12 protein-coding genes are annotated in these 14,219 nt (G+C 61.7%); 7 read left to right on the top strand and 5 right to left on the bottom strand.

From position 1 onward, the window contains the following. Positions 1–85: 85 nt before the first annotated feature. From PXH66_RS15185 to PXH66_RS15195, 3 genes are all read right to left on the bottom strand, one after another. Entirely contained in the window at positions 86–2,344 is a 2,259-nt protein-coding gene (locus tag PXH66_RS15185) for a TonB-dependent siderophore receptor (protein ID WP_330929888.1), read from the bottom strand. Between the two features lie 148 nt (positions 2,345–2,492). Continuing rightward, a complete protein-coding gene (locus PXH66_RS15190) occupies positions 2,493–3,551 on the bottom strand; it encodes a pyridoxal-phosphate dependent enzyme (protein ID WP_330929889.1) in 1,059 nt (352 codons plus the stop codon). Continuing rightward, positions 3,551–4,675: an aldose epimerase family protein gene (locus PXH66_RS15195; RefSeq protein ID WP_330932064.1), complete on the bottom strand. Its 1,125-nt coding sequence runs from the start codon at positions 4,673–4,675 to the stop codon at positions 3,551–3,553. Before PXH66_RS15195 ends, PXH66_RS15190 begins: the two co-directional genes overlap by 1 nt. On the opposite strand from PXH66_RS15195, the gene PXH66_RS15200 reads away from it, so the two are divergent. Next, a complete protein-coding gene (locus tag PXH66_RS15200) occupies positions 4,674–5,642 on the top strand; it encodes a succinylglutamate desuccinylase/aspartoacylase family protein (RefSeq protein ID WP_330929891.1) in 969 nt (322 codons plus the stop codon). The two genes, PXH66_RS15195 and PXH66_RS15200, sit on opposite strands and share 2 nt — an antisense overlap. A 13-nt stretch (positions 5,643–5,655) precedes the next feature. On the opposite strand, the gene PXH66_RS15205 is transcribed toward PXH66_RS15200, so the two are convergent. Continuing rightward, a complete protein-coding gene (locus PXH66_RS15205) occupies positions 5,656–6,396 on the bottom strand; it encodes an SDR family NAD(P)-dependent oxidoreductase (RefSeq protein ID WP_330929892.1) in 741 nt (246 codons plus the stop codon). Between the two features lie 237 nt (positions 6,397–6,633). Further along, positions 6,634–7,536, bottom strand: a complete 903-nt coding sequence (locus PXH66_RS15210; RefSeq protein ID WP_330929893.1) for a dihydrodipicolinate synthase family protein — start codon at positions 7,534–7,536, stop codon at positions 6,634–6,636. A 59-nt stretch (positions 7,537–7,595) separates the two neighbouring features. Here PXH66_RS15210 and PXH66_RS15215 point away from each other — a divergent pair, with 59 nt between their 5' ends. From PXH66_RS15215 to PXH66_RS15240, 6 genes are all read left to right on the top strand, one after another. Then, positions 7,596–8,702 carry a substrate-binding domain-containing protein gene (locus tag PXH66_RS15215; protein WP_330929894.1) on the top strand — a complete coding sequence of 369 codons (1,107 nt, stop codon included), beginning with the start codon at positions 7,596–7,598 and terminating at the stop codon, positions 8,700–8,702. Between the two features lie 192 nt (positions 8,703–8,894). After that, complete coding sequence (locus PXH66_RS15220) at positions 8,895–9,677, top strand: SDR family oxidoreductase (RefSeq protein WP_330929895.1); 783 nt, start codon at positions 8,895–8,897, stop codon at positions 9,675–9,677. Positions 9,678–9,797: 120 nt separating this feature from the next. Beyond that, the gene (locus PXH66_RS15225; RefSeq protein ID WP_330929896.1) at positions 9,798–10,889 is read left to right on the top strand and encodes a Gfo/Idh/MocA family protein; all 1,092 of its coding nucleotides are present in this window, start codon (positions 9,798–9,800) and stop codon (positions 10,887–10,889) included. 47 nt (positions 10,890–10,936) lie between these two features. Then, positions 10,937–11,830, top strand: coding sequence for a dihydrodipicolinate synthase family protein (locus PXH66_RS15230; protein WP_330929897.1), 894 nt, complete (start codon positions 10,937–10,939; stop codon positions 11,828–11,830). Positions 11,831–11,873: 43 nt separating this feature from the next. After that, entirely contained in the window at positions 11,874–12,785 is a 912-nt protein-coding gene (locus PXH66_RS15235; protein WP_330929898.1) for a hypothetical protein, read from the top strand. Between the two features lie 370 nt (positions 12,786–13,155). Then, on the top strand, positions 13,156–14,163 hold the full coding sequence (locus PXH66_RS15240; protein ID WP_330929899.1) for a Gfo/Idh/MocA family protein: 1,008 nt from the start codon (positions 13,156–13,158) through the stop codon (positions 14,161–14,163). The last annotated feature ends 56 nt before the right edge of the window (positions 14,164–14,219 follow it).

Genomic DNA, 14,219 nt, shown 5'->3' on the forward strand with positions numbered 1-14,219 from the left:
ACGGGGCCGGCAGTAAAATGTAAAACAAATAATGGGAGACGAACAGACCCACTCCGCCCGTCTCCCATATTCAACTACACCACGTCTACCAACGGTAGGACACCGTCAACTTGGCGCGGAAAGTATCGGAAGCCTGCACGAGACCATTGGCGGCGGTCTGGAGGATGTAACGCTCGTCCGTCAGGTTGTTCAGATTGAGCTGGGCATCCCAGTTTTCCGTGAACTCGTAACCCACAAAACCGTCGGCCAGCAGCGGGCGATCGAGGAAGTAGGCACCGTAGCGTTTGCTCGATTCTTCCTCGATGCCAAAGCCGGCGCGCAGCCCTTTGAGCGGGCCACCCGTCCAGGAATATTTGGCCAAAACACTGAACTTCTCCGGCACGAAGGCGTTGGTCTGGCGAACGTAGGCCTTGCCCTCGTCGTCCGCGACCGCGGAGTCGCCGTTGAAGTAGGTCAGGATGATGTCGGCCCGGCCGCCATCAGTCTTGAACTGGAAGCCCAGGTCGGTCTCCCAGCCGTCGGCCGAGTCCTTGGCCGACTGGATCAAGCCCATGTTGCCGGAGTCCGGCAGGATGCCGAAGGTGCGGATGTTGGTCTGCTCCATTTCGAAGGCCACGACCGAACCGTAGACACTCAGGTTGTCGGACACCTGATGGTTGAACTTGACGCCAATCTCCCGGAGCTTGCCCAAGGAATCCTTGTAGGGTTCGCCCAAGCCATCGGATTGGATGTAGCGGTCGGTGTTGCCGGCGGCGGCCGGGAATACGTTCTGCGCATCCGTGGCATAGATCGAAAGGCCGGGCAGGATTTTGTAGACGACACCGTATTTGTGCACCCGGAATTTGGTGGGATCCGAGTGCGTGGTTTCACCGGTGACAAAGTTGTCGGTGTAACCGTCGGTCTCGAACCAGCGCAGGCCTCCCACCAAAATCAAACGGTCCTGCAAAAAGGAGACGTTCTCCTGGAAGTAATAGGACAGGTTGGTGGTGTGGGACTTGCGGCGCGTGGGCGACCCGGTCACGCCCGCCGGCAGCTCGACGAAATAGGCGTCATCGTTGGGGAACTGCGCGAACCAAGCCGCGTCGGCCGTGTAGTCCGGGTTGCGGGTGTCGAGCGTCGGCATGGACAGCACGTTCTGGTAGAACAGGCCGTCGTCGACACTGCCGTCGACACCGAGGGTGGAGTCGATCTTCACCCAATCCGCTTCGAACTGGTGCAGGTAGTCGATCTGGTAGCTGTGGCTGTTACTCGTGTTGTTGTTGCGCACATCCTGGCGGTTCAGGGTGTAGTTGTCCGCCTGCACCGTGATGCCCCGGTTGTTCTCCCGGCGATCGTCGTGGTGAGCGTAATAATAGGCGGCGCGTAGGTCGCTGTTCTCGGTCAGCTTCGTCAGGTAGGTGACGTCGATGGTGGAGCTTTTGATCGGCCAAAACGCATCCTCGGTGCGCCCCGGCGCGAAGTCCGGCGTCGAGTATTGGTTGAACACGGCGGGAATCAGGCCGGTGACCGGATCCGCCGGCACGGTGATATCGAGGAAGTCGAGCAGGTAGAGGTAGTCGTTGTTCTCCCAGTAATAGCCGTTGATGGTGAGGCTGCTGCCATTCTTGGCATAGAAGGCCAGCGCACCGCCGTAGAACTTCTGATCCTCCCACTCCATGGCCTTGCCGCGGGGCTCGTCGGAATCGAGCAGACCCAACGTCACCCGGTAGTTCACGTCGAGATCATCGGACGAGTAAAGCGGGCCCGTGACATTGCTCTCCACGCGCACGGCCCCTTGGTCACTCAAGGAAAGCTGCACCTCGCCCGCCCGGGTAGCGGTGGGCTTGCGGGTCACGTAGTTGACACTGCCGCCGATGCCGCCGTTGGAGCCGTTGAGCATGGCTCCCGGGCCCTTAAGCACCTCCACGCGCTCAATGTCGAACAGGGGAGCGCCTTTGTTGGTGGCGTTACGGGTCGCCCCATTCCGCAGCGGCGTGCCGGCGCGAAATCCCCGGATGTTGACGTCGTCGTTGAAGGATTGGTTTTGGGTGACACCGCTCACGCCGTAACGCAGGACATCGTGGACGGAGGTCGCGCCCAAGTCGTCGATTTGTTGCAGGTTGATGATGCTCACACTCGCTGGTAGATCGACCAGGTTCTTGGCCGAGCGACTGCCGACCACGGTCTGTTGGGCTTGATAGCCCTCGTCATCTCCACTGGAGGTAACGAATGGAGACATTTGAATGACATCACCGGAAACCTTGTCGTCGGACGAGGCCGAGGTTTCGGTGATGGTTTGGGCCAGGCTGAAGTGGCCCCCGATGAGAGCCATAGAAAGCACCCCCAGCTTGATTCGATTTTTCATAGTGAAGAACTACTGATGAGTTTTCGTTGTAGTAGATAGGCACCGACGGAGGGGTTACTGCGCCGTCGATGGGCGGAGCACAGAAGGGAGCGACGCTCCGGTCAAAGGTCACTGTCTGGTAACATTCCTTGCCCATCGGCGAACATGCTCAGATCGAGCGGGACACCCGCCCGGCATACTCGCTCCAGCTTTCCACCATCGGAGTCCCGGCGGATCCGGTCATCGCCACCAGGGAACGTTCGTCCTTGAAACCGGACCCCGTTACGAGACAAACCACGGGGCGACTTGTATCCAATTCACGATTACGAACAGCCGTAGTCAACCCGGCCAGAGCCACCGCTCCGGCGGGCTCACAAAACACCCCTTCGTCCCGGGCAAGGCGCGACTGGACGGCCCAAACCTCCTCGTCCGAAATCGTCTGCCCACTGCCACCGGAGGCGCGGCAGGCCTTTACCACGTCGTGTCCATCGAGGATGGCCCCGACCTGCAAGCCGCTGATGGCCGTGGTGGACGCCATGGGGGTGGCCTGAGAGTCCCCGCGACGCAGCGCCCCGGCAATCGTGTCATTGCCCTCAGGTTGCACACAATGCACCCGCGCCTCCGCTCGTGACTGCGACAACCCGCGCGCAACGGCGAGGGTCAATCCGCCACCACCGGCAGGACAAAAGACATCAAAGGCGCGACCGTCGAAGGTCGCCGCCAGCTCCCGTCCCAACGATTCCACCCCGGCCATGCCGCGGGGAGAAATGGCGTAGGCACTGACTTCCACTCCCCCGTCCAACTGCCGAGCCAAAGCGCCGAGACCGGTCATGACTTCCAGCGTGACATCCGGGGAAGCCCCAAATCCGCGTATACGCAGCAAATGGGCGCCGTAAGCCCGCATTTGTCTGAGCTTACCCTCGGGCGCGCCCTCCACGATCGCCAGGTGGCAGGGCAAACCGGCCCGCGCACAGTAAGCCGCCAGCGCCGCACCGGTGTTACCACTCGATGTGCCCAAACACAGTCGCTTGCCCTCTCGGGCTAGGTGCGTGACGGCTGCCACCGCGAACCTATCCTTATAGGAACCCGTGGGATTGGCACCTTCGTATTTGAACCAAAGCTCGTTTAAACCCAATTCAGGTCCAATACGGCGGGAACGAATCAACGGAGTGTTGCCCTCTCCCATCGTGAGGGCATCCGAAACGGGGGATGAATTATGCGTCGGCATCAGGTGGAAGAATATTGGGAAATGCGGGGTTCCGATTCACGCGTCACGAATCCGGAGACCATTTGCGTGGACACGGTCTCCCCGGCCGGCACCTCCAGCACGTCTCCGGCCTGCACCAATGCTTCGAACCGCCCCACCGGTGAGGTGCTCGGCTGGAGCGTAATGATATGCCCTTCACCCCACAAAGGATAGTGCGCGATACCACCGGCGGAGTTCCACGACCACGCGTAGGGAAAACGCGTGCAGTCCCACTCCAATGCAAATCCGAGGTTGCGGCCTTCGTTCCAAACACAGCCCCACCCTTCCCGCAGGTCGGTGACTTGCACCGAGTGGTCCCGACCACTGCCCAACGGAGGCACCACTCGGCAGTCGCGCATCACACCGCTTTCCCGTTCCCGCACCCAGGGCCATTCACCGTGGTATCCAGATTGCAATTGCAGGCTCGCCGGATCATCCGCCACGCCCACTCGCACTGTGCGGGCCGGCACCAGCAAGCGGGCCCCTGCCAGCAGGGGTCCACCAAATGTCGGATGCTGCAACCATGCCACGGGAAGCGTGAGCTGCGAACGATTCTCCACGGCCTCGCGCCAATATAGTTTGGGGTCGTCCCGCCGGAGCGTCAGGGTCCGATGGTAAAGCAAGGGCGTCCGCACCGATCGCCCCGTGAGCGAAACCCGCAGTTCCTCCGCGTCCGCTTCGATGGCGGTCACGTCCCACGGCAGACTGCGCAACTCGCCGTGAGTGCCCAGGGGCGCTCCCAGGTAGGAACCGGCAAAAAATCCGTTGGGCAGCGACACATACCAACTGCCGTCCATCACATCATAGAGATCACTCCCGCCGACCATCGGTTGATCCAACGGTCGCAACCGGGGCGGCTGACCGTAGGGGTTGCGCCAAATCACATCCACCGCGCTCGCCCGGTCGACATAGCGGGTGATGGCGCCCCCTTTGTCCGGCCAGATTTCAACTTGAAAGGCCGTATTTTCCAGCACCAGCCGATCGCTGTCGGCGACGCGATGCCAGCGGGCGACTGGTCCGGGTGGATGCCCAGTTACCCTGCATTGTGGTTGTTGGTTCTTCCCGGTGTCCTCGGGTTCAAACCCATTCGATAGATTTTTTGTCATGTCCGTTGCTGCTTCAAAATTCCAGCTCTCCCTCGCCACCCTGCCCACCGGTTTTCACCACCATCGCTTCGAAGCCAACGGGGTCGGATTCAATGCCTGGATCTGGCGCGGTGGCACCGGCCCCGTGCTGCTGCTCAATGGCGGCACCCACGGCGATGAATACGAAGGTCCGACGTTGCTGCGCCAATGGATCGACAACTGGCGCCCCACCCAGCTGCGCGGCACCATCGTCATGATTCCCGTGCTCAACGAAGGCGCGTTTTTCGCCGGGGCACGCTGCCATCCGTTCGACAGCGGGAATCTCGCCCGCGCGTTCCCCGGTGTCCGCGACGGCACGGAAACCTCGCGGCTGGCCCATCTTTTTGAAACCGAGGTGCTCATGCAGGCGACGCACTACGTCGATCTGCACAGCGGCGGCAACGCCTATGAACTGCATCCGTGGGTCGGATACATGACCGGCGGTGGCCGGGTGGAACGGGAGCAACGCACGCTGGCGGCCTGCTTTGATCGTTTTTGGTGCTGGGCCGGTCCCTTCCTGCCGGGTCGCACCCTCAGCTCGGCCCACAAGCGACGCATTCCCGCCATCTACGTCGAGTGCCGGGGAGCCGGCGGCGTGCGTCCGGCCGATCTCGCCGTCCTCGATCGAGGGTTGCACAACCTTCTGCGTCAACTGAACTGCCTCGACGGACCCGTGGGGCCTTTGGAGAAACAACGGTTTCGCAGTTCGCGCGACGCCGAGGAAGCGCACCTTCAGGTCCATCACCCGGCGCCTCACGATGGATTGTTCGCGTGCAACATTCTGCTGGGAGACGCCGTGCGCCAGGGACAGCCGCTCGGGTTGGTCTGGCCCCTCACGCCGGGCGAGCCAGCGGTGATACGAGCGGAACGTCAGGGCACGGTGGTGGCCTGCCGACGGCAACGCTCGGTGCGGCGCGGCGACGCCTTGTTTACCTTGGCTCCGATCTAAGTGCATCGCGGCTTCAACCCATCAAACCGCCATCGACCACCCAGGTCGTGGCGGTGACAAACTTGGCCCGACGCGAACAAAGATAGACGACCACTTCACCAATATCATTGGGTTCCCCCGGCCCCAACGGCGTCTGGCCCACGACGTCGTGAGAGGCGGTTGGGGCGGCCATCGCGTTGCTATCGGCCGTCCGGATATCACCGGGAGCCACCGCCACAACTCGAATGCCGGCGGGGGCCAGCTCCTTGCCCATCGATTGGGCGAGCGAGGAAACCCCCGCTTTGGTGGCGGCGTAAAGCATGGCACCGTGCTGCGGTCGCAACGCGTTGATTGAGGAAATGTGCACAATTACGCCTCCGCCGCTCGCGCTCAGGTGGGGCACCGCCGCCTGGGAACAAAACACCGCGCCGCCGACGTTGACTCGCATCATGCGATCGAAAATCTCGGGCGTGACCTCGGGCAGTCGACTCATCGAGGAAGGGCCGGTGATGGCGGCATTGTTGACCAAGGCATCGATCCCGCCCAGCGCGGCAGCCGCTTCGTCAAGGAAGCGGCGGCACTGCCCGGCATCCCCGACATCCACCGGCAACACCACCACCCGCTCACCGTATCGTGCGATCAGCGGGGCCGCCACCTGGGGATCGGGTTGCCCCACCGCCACCCGAGCCCCGGCCGCGAGAAACGCTTCGGTAATCGCCCGCCCGATGTTGGTGGCTCCGCCGGTGACGACAACGCGCTGAGTCTTCGTATTCATAAAGTGGTTCGTATTACCGCCGGCGACGGCGGCAGGTCGGATTTCGCCGCCAACGTCAGGGCATCCGCCGCCGACCTCTACATGAGGCCGCCGGCCTCACCGATGGACAAAACCGGAAAACTGGTCACATATTTTTCCCAGTTCACCATGGTTCCATTTCTTCCCCGCCTGAACCACTGCTTGTGTCCGGCTTTTCTGACCATGATTAACCGGGACTCACTCCATCGCTCGACCGAATCACTCCGTCGACTTCACCAGCGTCTCGATGTAGTCACGGCACTCCGCGGTCAGGGGAAAGTCCAGAAACGACGTGCTCGAAACAAAAAGTCCGCGACGCACCAGATAGTGCTTGAGACCGGTCAACCAACAGGTGATCGCCGCCCCGCCATAGATGCCCCACAGCCGTTCCCGCATGGCCGCATCCGCCTCGCGAGCGTCGTCCCCGCGTCCCGCCTGCATCAGCTCGGCGATTCGCTGCATTTGCGGGGCAATCGCGATCGCACCGCCAAACATCATGCCCGGATATCCCACCTCCAAGTATTCCAAGCAACGGAACTCATCACCATTAAAGAGCATCAATTCCGGACGCTCCCGCCGCACCGCCAGCGCGACATCCCGACGGGCGGACTCCCCCGAACTGTCCTTCACCAGGCACACGGTGGGCAGGCGGTAGACTTCGGCCAATCGTTCGACCGGGATGGAGAACGGACGCAACAACCCCAAATCATAGATCCCCACCGGCAGTTCGCTGGTTTGCGCGGCCTCAACAAAAAACTCGACGACGCGATCCGGCGTCGCGTTGAGGAAAGTGGCGGGCGACGCCACAATCGCGATGTCCGCTCCGGCGGCGGCCATGCGCCGGACATTGTCGCGCACGCGCGGCACGGAGTTGTCCGAAACCTGGGCCGCCAATTTCAAGCGTCCCTGCGCCGCGGCGGCTGCCGCTTCCACCAAACGGGCTCGCTCACCATCGGTCAACCAAGGGCCTTCGCCACAGGTGCCACCGAGGAAAACCCCGGTTACACCACTCTCAATCGTGGCGCGAATCAAGCGACCGACCGACTCCACATCGACGGTCCGCTCCGGCGTGAGCGGCGTCGGCAAGGCCGACCAAAGCAACAGGGTTTGTCCAAGGTCCATGTAAGCTCAATCAATCCGATTTTCGGTCTCAAACTAGCTGTAAACACTGGTAAACTAATATGATAAGCTCCCCCCGCATTCCCATTGAGATCCCGACGCGTCGCTCCCTTTCCTCCCAAGCCGCCGCCGCCATTCGCAAATCAATCGAGGAGGGCACCTGGGAGGAATTCCTGCCCAGCGAACGTCGACTGTGCACGCTCTTTCAGGTGAGCCGCCCCACCATCCGCACCGCGCTGCACTTGCTGGCCAAGGAGGGCCTCATCGACATTCGCCAAGGACGCCGCAATCGCCTGCTCTCCCGACCCACGTCTTCGGATCGGCCTCGCAATCAATTGGTCGGCCTCATCACGCATACCCCACTTTCCCACATGGGATTGGCCGCGCAACTCAGTATCGGCACCCTGCGGGCCCACCTCGCGGAACAGGGCTTTCTCACCGAAGTGCTGGTCTGTCCCGCCGGCAGCGGACGCGTGCAACAGCGCAAGCTGGAAAGCTTCGTCCACCAAAACCGGGTGTTTTGCTGCGTGGTCATGTCCGTCAGTCGCGACCTGCAGGAATGGCTGGCACGGCACAACATTCCCACCCTCCTGCTCGGGTCCTGTCATCCCGATGTCAGCCTGCCCTCGCTCGACTTCGACTACCGCTCCGTCTGCCGACACGCCGCGGGCGTTTTTCTCAGCAAAGGGCATCGCCGCCTGGCGCTGATCGTCCCCCACACCGGAGTGGCCGGGGACTTGGCCAGCGAAGCCGGCTTTCTTGAGGCGGTCGAGCAGCGGCCCGGCTCCGAGGATATCACCACCCGGGTGGTGCGACACAACGGCTCCACCAAGAATATCATCACCAAGCTCGACAGTTTGTTCAACGCGAAGGAACCGCCCACCGCCCTGCTGGTGGCCAAACCGCAATACGTCTGGGTGGTCATCATCTATCTACTGAAACGGGGTCTCGCCGTGCCTCACGATGTGTCCCTCATGGCCCGCGACTACGACCGCATTTTCGAAACGGTCAGTCCCCCCATCACGCATTATGGGTTCAGCGAGGCCACCTACGCCGAACGCCTTTCCCGACTTATGTTGCAAATGGTAACCCAGGGCTACCTCTCCTCCGAACCCATCCTCATTTTCCCCAAATTTTTCCCCGGCAACACCGTGCGAAAACTACCTTGAACCGCCGCGGCCAAGTGTCCTCACGCGCACATCGCACTTCCCTCCCGGCGATCTGGCGGTTTCGCGTGGTCAGGGAAGGTTACCGGCGGATCGGGTTCGGCCCAGACCGCAAATGATCGGGTGATTGCCCGGACGAAAACCTGACGTTTCTCCCCCGCCCTTTCTGCTCGTTCTCCTGACTGTCTTTCTCCTATGCCTAATTTTCCCATTTCGCTCGCTGGTAAACTCATCGTCCAATTCGGCGGCAGTGGCTTGCTCGGACGAGCCATGGCTCTCGATCTGGGTCGGGCCGATGCTCGCGTGGTGGTCGCTTCACGCGATCCGAGCAAGCTCTCATCGCTGGTTGATATCGCTCGTGACGAAAATCTGAAGTTGGAAGCCGAGTCCGTCGACATCACCAGCGAAGCCTCGCTCTGTGCGCTGCGCGACCTGCTGCTTGAGCAGCACGGCCACATCGACGGGATCGTGTTCAACGCCGTCAGCCGTCCCATGGCCAGACTCAGTGATCCGGTGACAGCGTGGGAATCATCCCTGAGCACGAACGCCACCGGCTTGTTTCTCACCACGCGCACATTCGGCGACGCGATGGCGCAGGCTGGCTCCGGCAGCATGGTCAACATTGCCTCGATCCAAGGGATGGTGGGACCCAACCAATACCTCTATGAAGGAACCGAAATGATTTCGCCTCCCGACTACTTTTTCCACAAGGGAGGCATGATAAATATGTCCCGCTACCTCGCCGCCCAATACGGTCCTCGCGGCGTGCGCGTCAATGTAGTAAGCCCAGGCGGAATATTTGATCCCGACTCCCCGCAACCGGACGCCTTCCTGCATCGCTACAATCCCATGACCATGCTCGGTCGCATGGCGCACGCTCGCGAAATCAGCGGCGCCGTGGCTTACCTCCTCAGCGATGCCTCCACGTATGTCACGGGCATCACCATACCGGTCGATGGCGGCTACACCGCGAAATGAGGACGTCGATTCCCGCCGCAGCATCGATGTCAACCTCGACCATCGCTCGGGTTCGGCGTTCGTTTTTAACCGGCGTTTGATCTGGCGTTCCAACTCCCCAACGCTACCGCTGCCCACTCCATGAACGTCGCGCTACTCGGCCTCCAACATCCTCATTCCGCGCTGTTGCTGGCCACGTTTCAGGAATTGCCGGAGATCTCCCGCATCGATCTGTGGGACTCCGACCCGAGCGTCGTGGCCAACCCGCCGTTGCCTCGTTGCGCCAAAGCCACCGCCCCCACCTCGGCGCTCGACGCAGTGCTGGCCCAACCCGATCTCACTTTCGTGATGGTGTGCGTGCGGCACGATCAATCCGCCGCGATCGCGTTGCAGGTGATCGCCGCCGGCAAGCATCTCTTGATTGAAAAACCCGTGGGCCTCAACGCGGTCGAAGTCCAGCGCGTGCAAGCGGCGGCCGATCGAGCGGGGGTCGTGGCGGCCGTGCTCTATCTCCGGCGTCACCATCCGTGCATCGTCGCAGCCCGCGAGTTGGTGAACTCCGGTGCACTGGGCGCGCCGCTGAGCATCGAATCCCGCTTCATCACCACGCAGGTGAAGTTCCGCGATCCGGCATCCTGGCTCTTTAATCGCGCGCAGGCCGGCGGGGGCATTCTCCTGTGGCTCGGGTGCCACAACCTCGACATGATGCAATATGTCGCCGGCGAGGAAATCGTCGAAGTCAGCGCGATGATGGCCACGCGTTCCGGTGAAGCGATCGACGTCGAGGATACCGTTTCCCTGAGTTTCAAGTTTCGCTCCGGTGCCATCGGCACATTCAATGCCGGCTACGCCCTCGCCTACAGCGGCTCGGGTTACGACAACGTGGCCGGCTACGACTGCTACTTTGCCTACTACGCGCGCCACGGCAAAATCGTTTGGCCGGACTTGGTTCCTCGTCTGCTCATCGAACGCCCTCCGCGCGATGGCGAATCCCCCGCGCGCGAGGAAACCTTCACCATGCCGCCGTCCCAAATATATGGCGCCCGTGCTGGAGAAACGTTCTTCGCGCAGTTCTTCGCCGCGATGCAAGGTCGAGCCGATTCGCCCGCTCCGCTGAGCGCCGCCCTGCAAACCGCCCGCATCGTGGAAGCCGCCGCAGAATCCTCCCGGCAAGGTCGTTTCATGCCCGTGGCGTCACCGGTCGAAATCGGCGGATCCGCGACGACCTATTGATAAAATATTCTGACCCAACAATCGATCCACTCTGTTTCCGCCTTTCGATGAACCCACCTCCTCCTCCCTCCATTCTCGCCACGGCGGTGATTCCCTGGACCGCCGATTTCACTTTTGATGAAGCAACCTTCCGCCGCGAGGTCCACGCCATCGCGGAGGAAATCACGCGCACGATCTACATCTTCGGCACCGCCGGGGAAGGCTACGCCGTCACCGATCAACAATTCGCCACCATTGCCCGCGTGTTTCATGCGGTCGCCCAAGAGTGCGACGTCACCCCCATCCTCGGGATCATATCACTTTCCCTCCCCGCCATCATCGCGCGCATCCAAGTCGGCCACGCCATCGGTTTTCGTGAATTTCAAATCTCCCTGCCGGGCTGGGGAGCGCTGAACGACACCGAGCTCGATACGTTTTTCGCGCACACGTGCGGCGCGTTTCCCGACTGCCGGTTTCACCACTACAATCTCGCCCGGACCAAACGTATTCTCACCGGTCGCGACTATTTGCGGCTGGCGGCGGCGCACCCCAACCTCGTGGCGGTTAAGGCCAGCACCGACGACGAAGCCGTGGTCGCCGATTTGCTGACCGTTTCGCCGCGGCTGCGTTTCTATTTCACTGAGTTCGGTTACGAGATCGCTCGACGCACTCATGAGGTGGGCCTCCTGCTGGCGCTTTCCTCGGTCAATTACGCACGCGCACATGCCTTCGTAAACGGCGACAATGCTCAGCGAGCGGCCGACATTCTTTGCCTGCGACAATTGCTCCAATCTTTGATCGAACTGAGCGGAGGTCGCTTCCACATCGATGGCGCATTCGACAAGATGCTCTACCGGATCAACGATCCGACATTTCCGCTCCGTCTGCTCCCGCCTTACGCCACCGCCACCAACGCAGACTTTGAAAAGTTTCGCGGTCTCGCGGCCGAAGCGTGGTCCTGAACCCATACCGCCGGCCAACAACCCTACGACCTTCATTGCTCCCATGCGTTACCTCTGCTTCCTGACTTGCCTCGCCCTGTTCACCACCGCCTGTCAGCATGCGCCGTCTTCCCCCCCTATCGCTGACACCGCTGCTGACCTGACGCAGGCGGCCTTCGCAACGCTGACCGAAGTGCTGGAATCGGAGACCTCGACCAAACAGATCCACGCCGCCGAAGTGCTGATCGCCCATGGCCGATCGGACGAAGTTTACGCTTGGCTCAGTCGAGCTCCGGCGCAGGTCGACCACACGCCCATTCACCGCGTTGTCGTATGGCGGGCCCTCGCTCGCTCCGCGCCCTCCGCCGCGGAACGCACGATGTGGCAGAACAAGATTTTGACCATCGCCGGCACCCCGGATTTGCCCGACCGCGTGCACGCCATCGAAAGCGTGGCAAAACTGGGCGTGGAGCCTCCTGCCGAATGGGTGCCGATCCTAAAGCGCTGGGCCCTGGTCGCCCCGGAACGTGAACAGGTCTTTATTCGCTGGGCGCTCTGGCAGGTCGCACCACCGGACAACCCTGGTCAATTACTCGCCGCCTGGATGAATTCGGCCGATGAGATCACGCGGCTCCGCGCGGCTTACATCACCCGTTGGTTGGGCGCGCCCGAGCCGGCGGCCACCACACTCGTCGACCTCGCAAACCGCACCACCGCCTCCGACCAGATTGCGGCCATCGTGCTCGCTTCGGCTTATCTTCAGGATCCCGCCGCCCCCAACGCGCTCCGGTGGCGCACCCAACTCGAAGCGATGGTAGTGGGGGCCGATCCCGCCGCGACGTATCATGCGTTGCAGGGACTCATGCCCAGCTACACCCCGCAGGATCTGGCTCCAGTCATCCCGCTCTTGCAGCATGCCGACGCCGATGTGCGGGTCGCAGCCGCGTGGACGATTCTGCACATTACGCAGCGGTAATCGTCATCCCATCACCGGGCGAACCGGTTGGCGAAGTCAGCGCTGGTTCGGCGACAATCTGTAATTCCGGAGCATCACGTTTCCCGAAATCCACCATCGATCGCCGCCGCAGCCGATCTCCCGCTTCGCCCGTCCCTCGAACCCCGCACGCGGGAACATTCGTCACTTCCGCTGACCCGATAAATCGATCGGCGCTGCCATCGCCGAGTAGCCGTCAGCAACACCCGACGCCGACATGGAAATGATTTTCATTTGACCAAGAATACAATTGCATACATTGAAACACACTCACCGTTTTCGTTTCTTGTCCGTCACTGGAACTCGAAAACGAGTGCCTTTTTCCCATTCACGTCAGATTCTTTAAACGACTATGCATTCGGTTCTTATTGTCGGTTGCGGTAGCATCGGAGAGCGCCACTTACGTTGTTTCCAAGCATCAGGTCGCGCTCGGGTAACAGCCTGCGATGCCCACCCCGCCCTGTTGGAAAAGATGAGCGATCTCTACGCGGCGGCGACCACGACCGACTTTACCGCCGCGCTGGCTGGCAACGTCGACGCTGTCGTAATTTGCACGCCCGCCCATCTGCACGTTCCCATGGCGCTCGCAGCCCTACGCGCTGGAAAACATGTGCTGATCGAGAAACCCTTGGCGGCATCGTTGGAGAACGTGGATGACTTGCTCACTGCCCACGCCGAATCGGATCGCATGGTCTCCGTCGCCTATGTGCAGCACGTGTTCCCGTTTCTAGTGAAAGCGCGCGATTTTCTGCGCAGTGGAGAACTCGGTCCGATCAAGCACGTGACCCTCACCTGCGGTCAGCATTTCCCTTCCGGTCGACCGGCTCATGCCGCGCCCTACGCCCAGACCTACTACCGGGATCGCAAGACCGGCGGCGGCGCGATCCAGGACGCGCTCACGCACATGGCCAACTGGATTGAAAGCGTGCTCGGTCCCACCGACAGCGTCTTCTGCGATTGCGCGCATCAGGCGCTCCCCGACGTTACGGTCGAAGACACGGTGAATCTTTCCGCCCGCCACGGCGACACCCTCGTCAACTACACGCTCAACCAATTCCAGGCCCCCAACGAAACGGCGGCTCAGTTCAATACCGCCACCGGAAGCGTGAAGGTTGAATACCACCGCCAACGTTGGGGCACGTTTCGCCTCGGTGACTCCGACTGGACGTGGCACGCCGACGACAGCGCCGAGCGCGATGGCCATTTCACCGCGCAAGCCAATGCGTTTCTCGATCAGATTGAAGGTCAACCGTCGCGCCTGTGCTCACTCGAAGCCGCTGCCGAAACCCTGCGCTTTAATCTCGCCGCTCTGGCCTCGGCCGAAACCGACCAACGAGTGACTTGCGCCGAAGTTCGCTGATCCCGCTCCTCGACTCGCTCCATCCATTCCTGCCTCTTTCAACTCTCTGCCCCTAT

It is taken from the genome of Synoicihabitans lomoniglobus (assembly GCF_029023725.1).
In the GTDB taxonomy this organism is placed as follows: domain Bacteria; phylum Verrucomicrobiota; class Verrucomicrobiia; order Opitutales; family Opitutaceae; genus Actomonas; species Actomonas lomonigloba.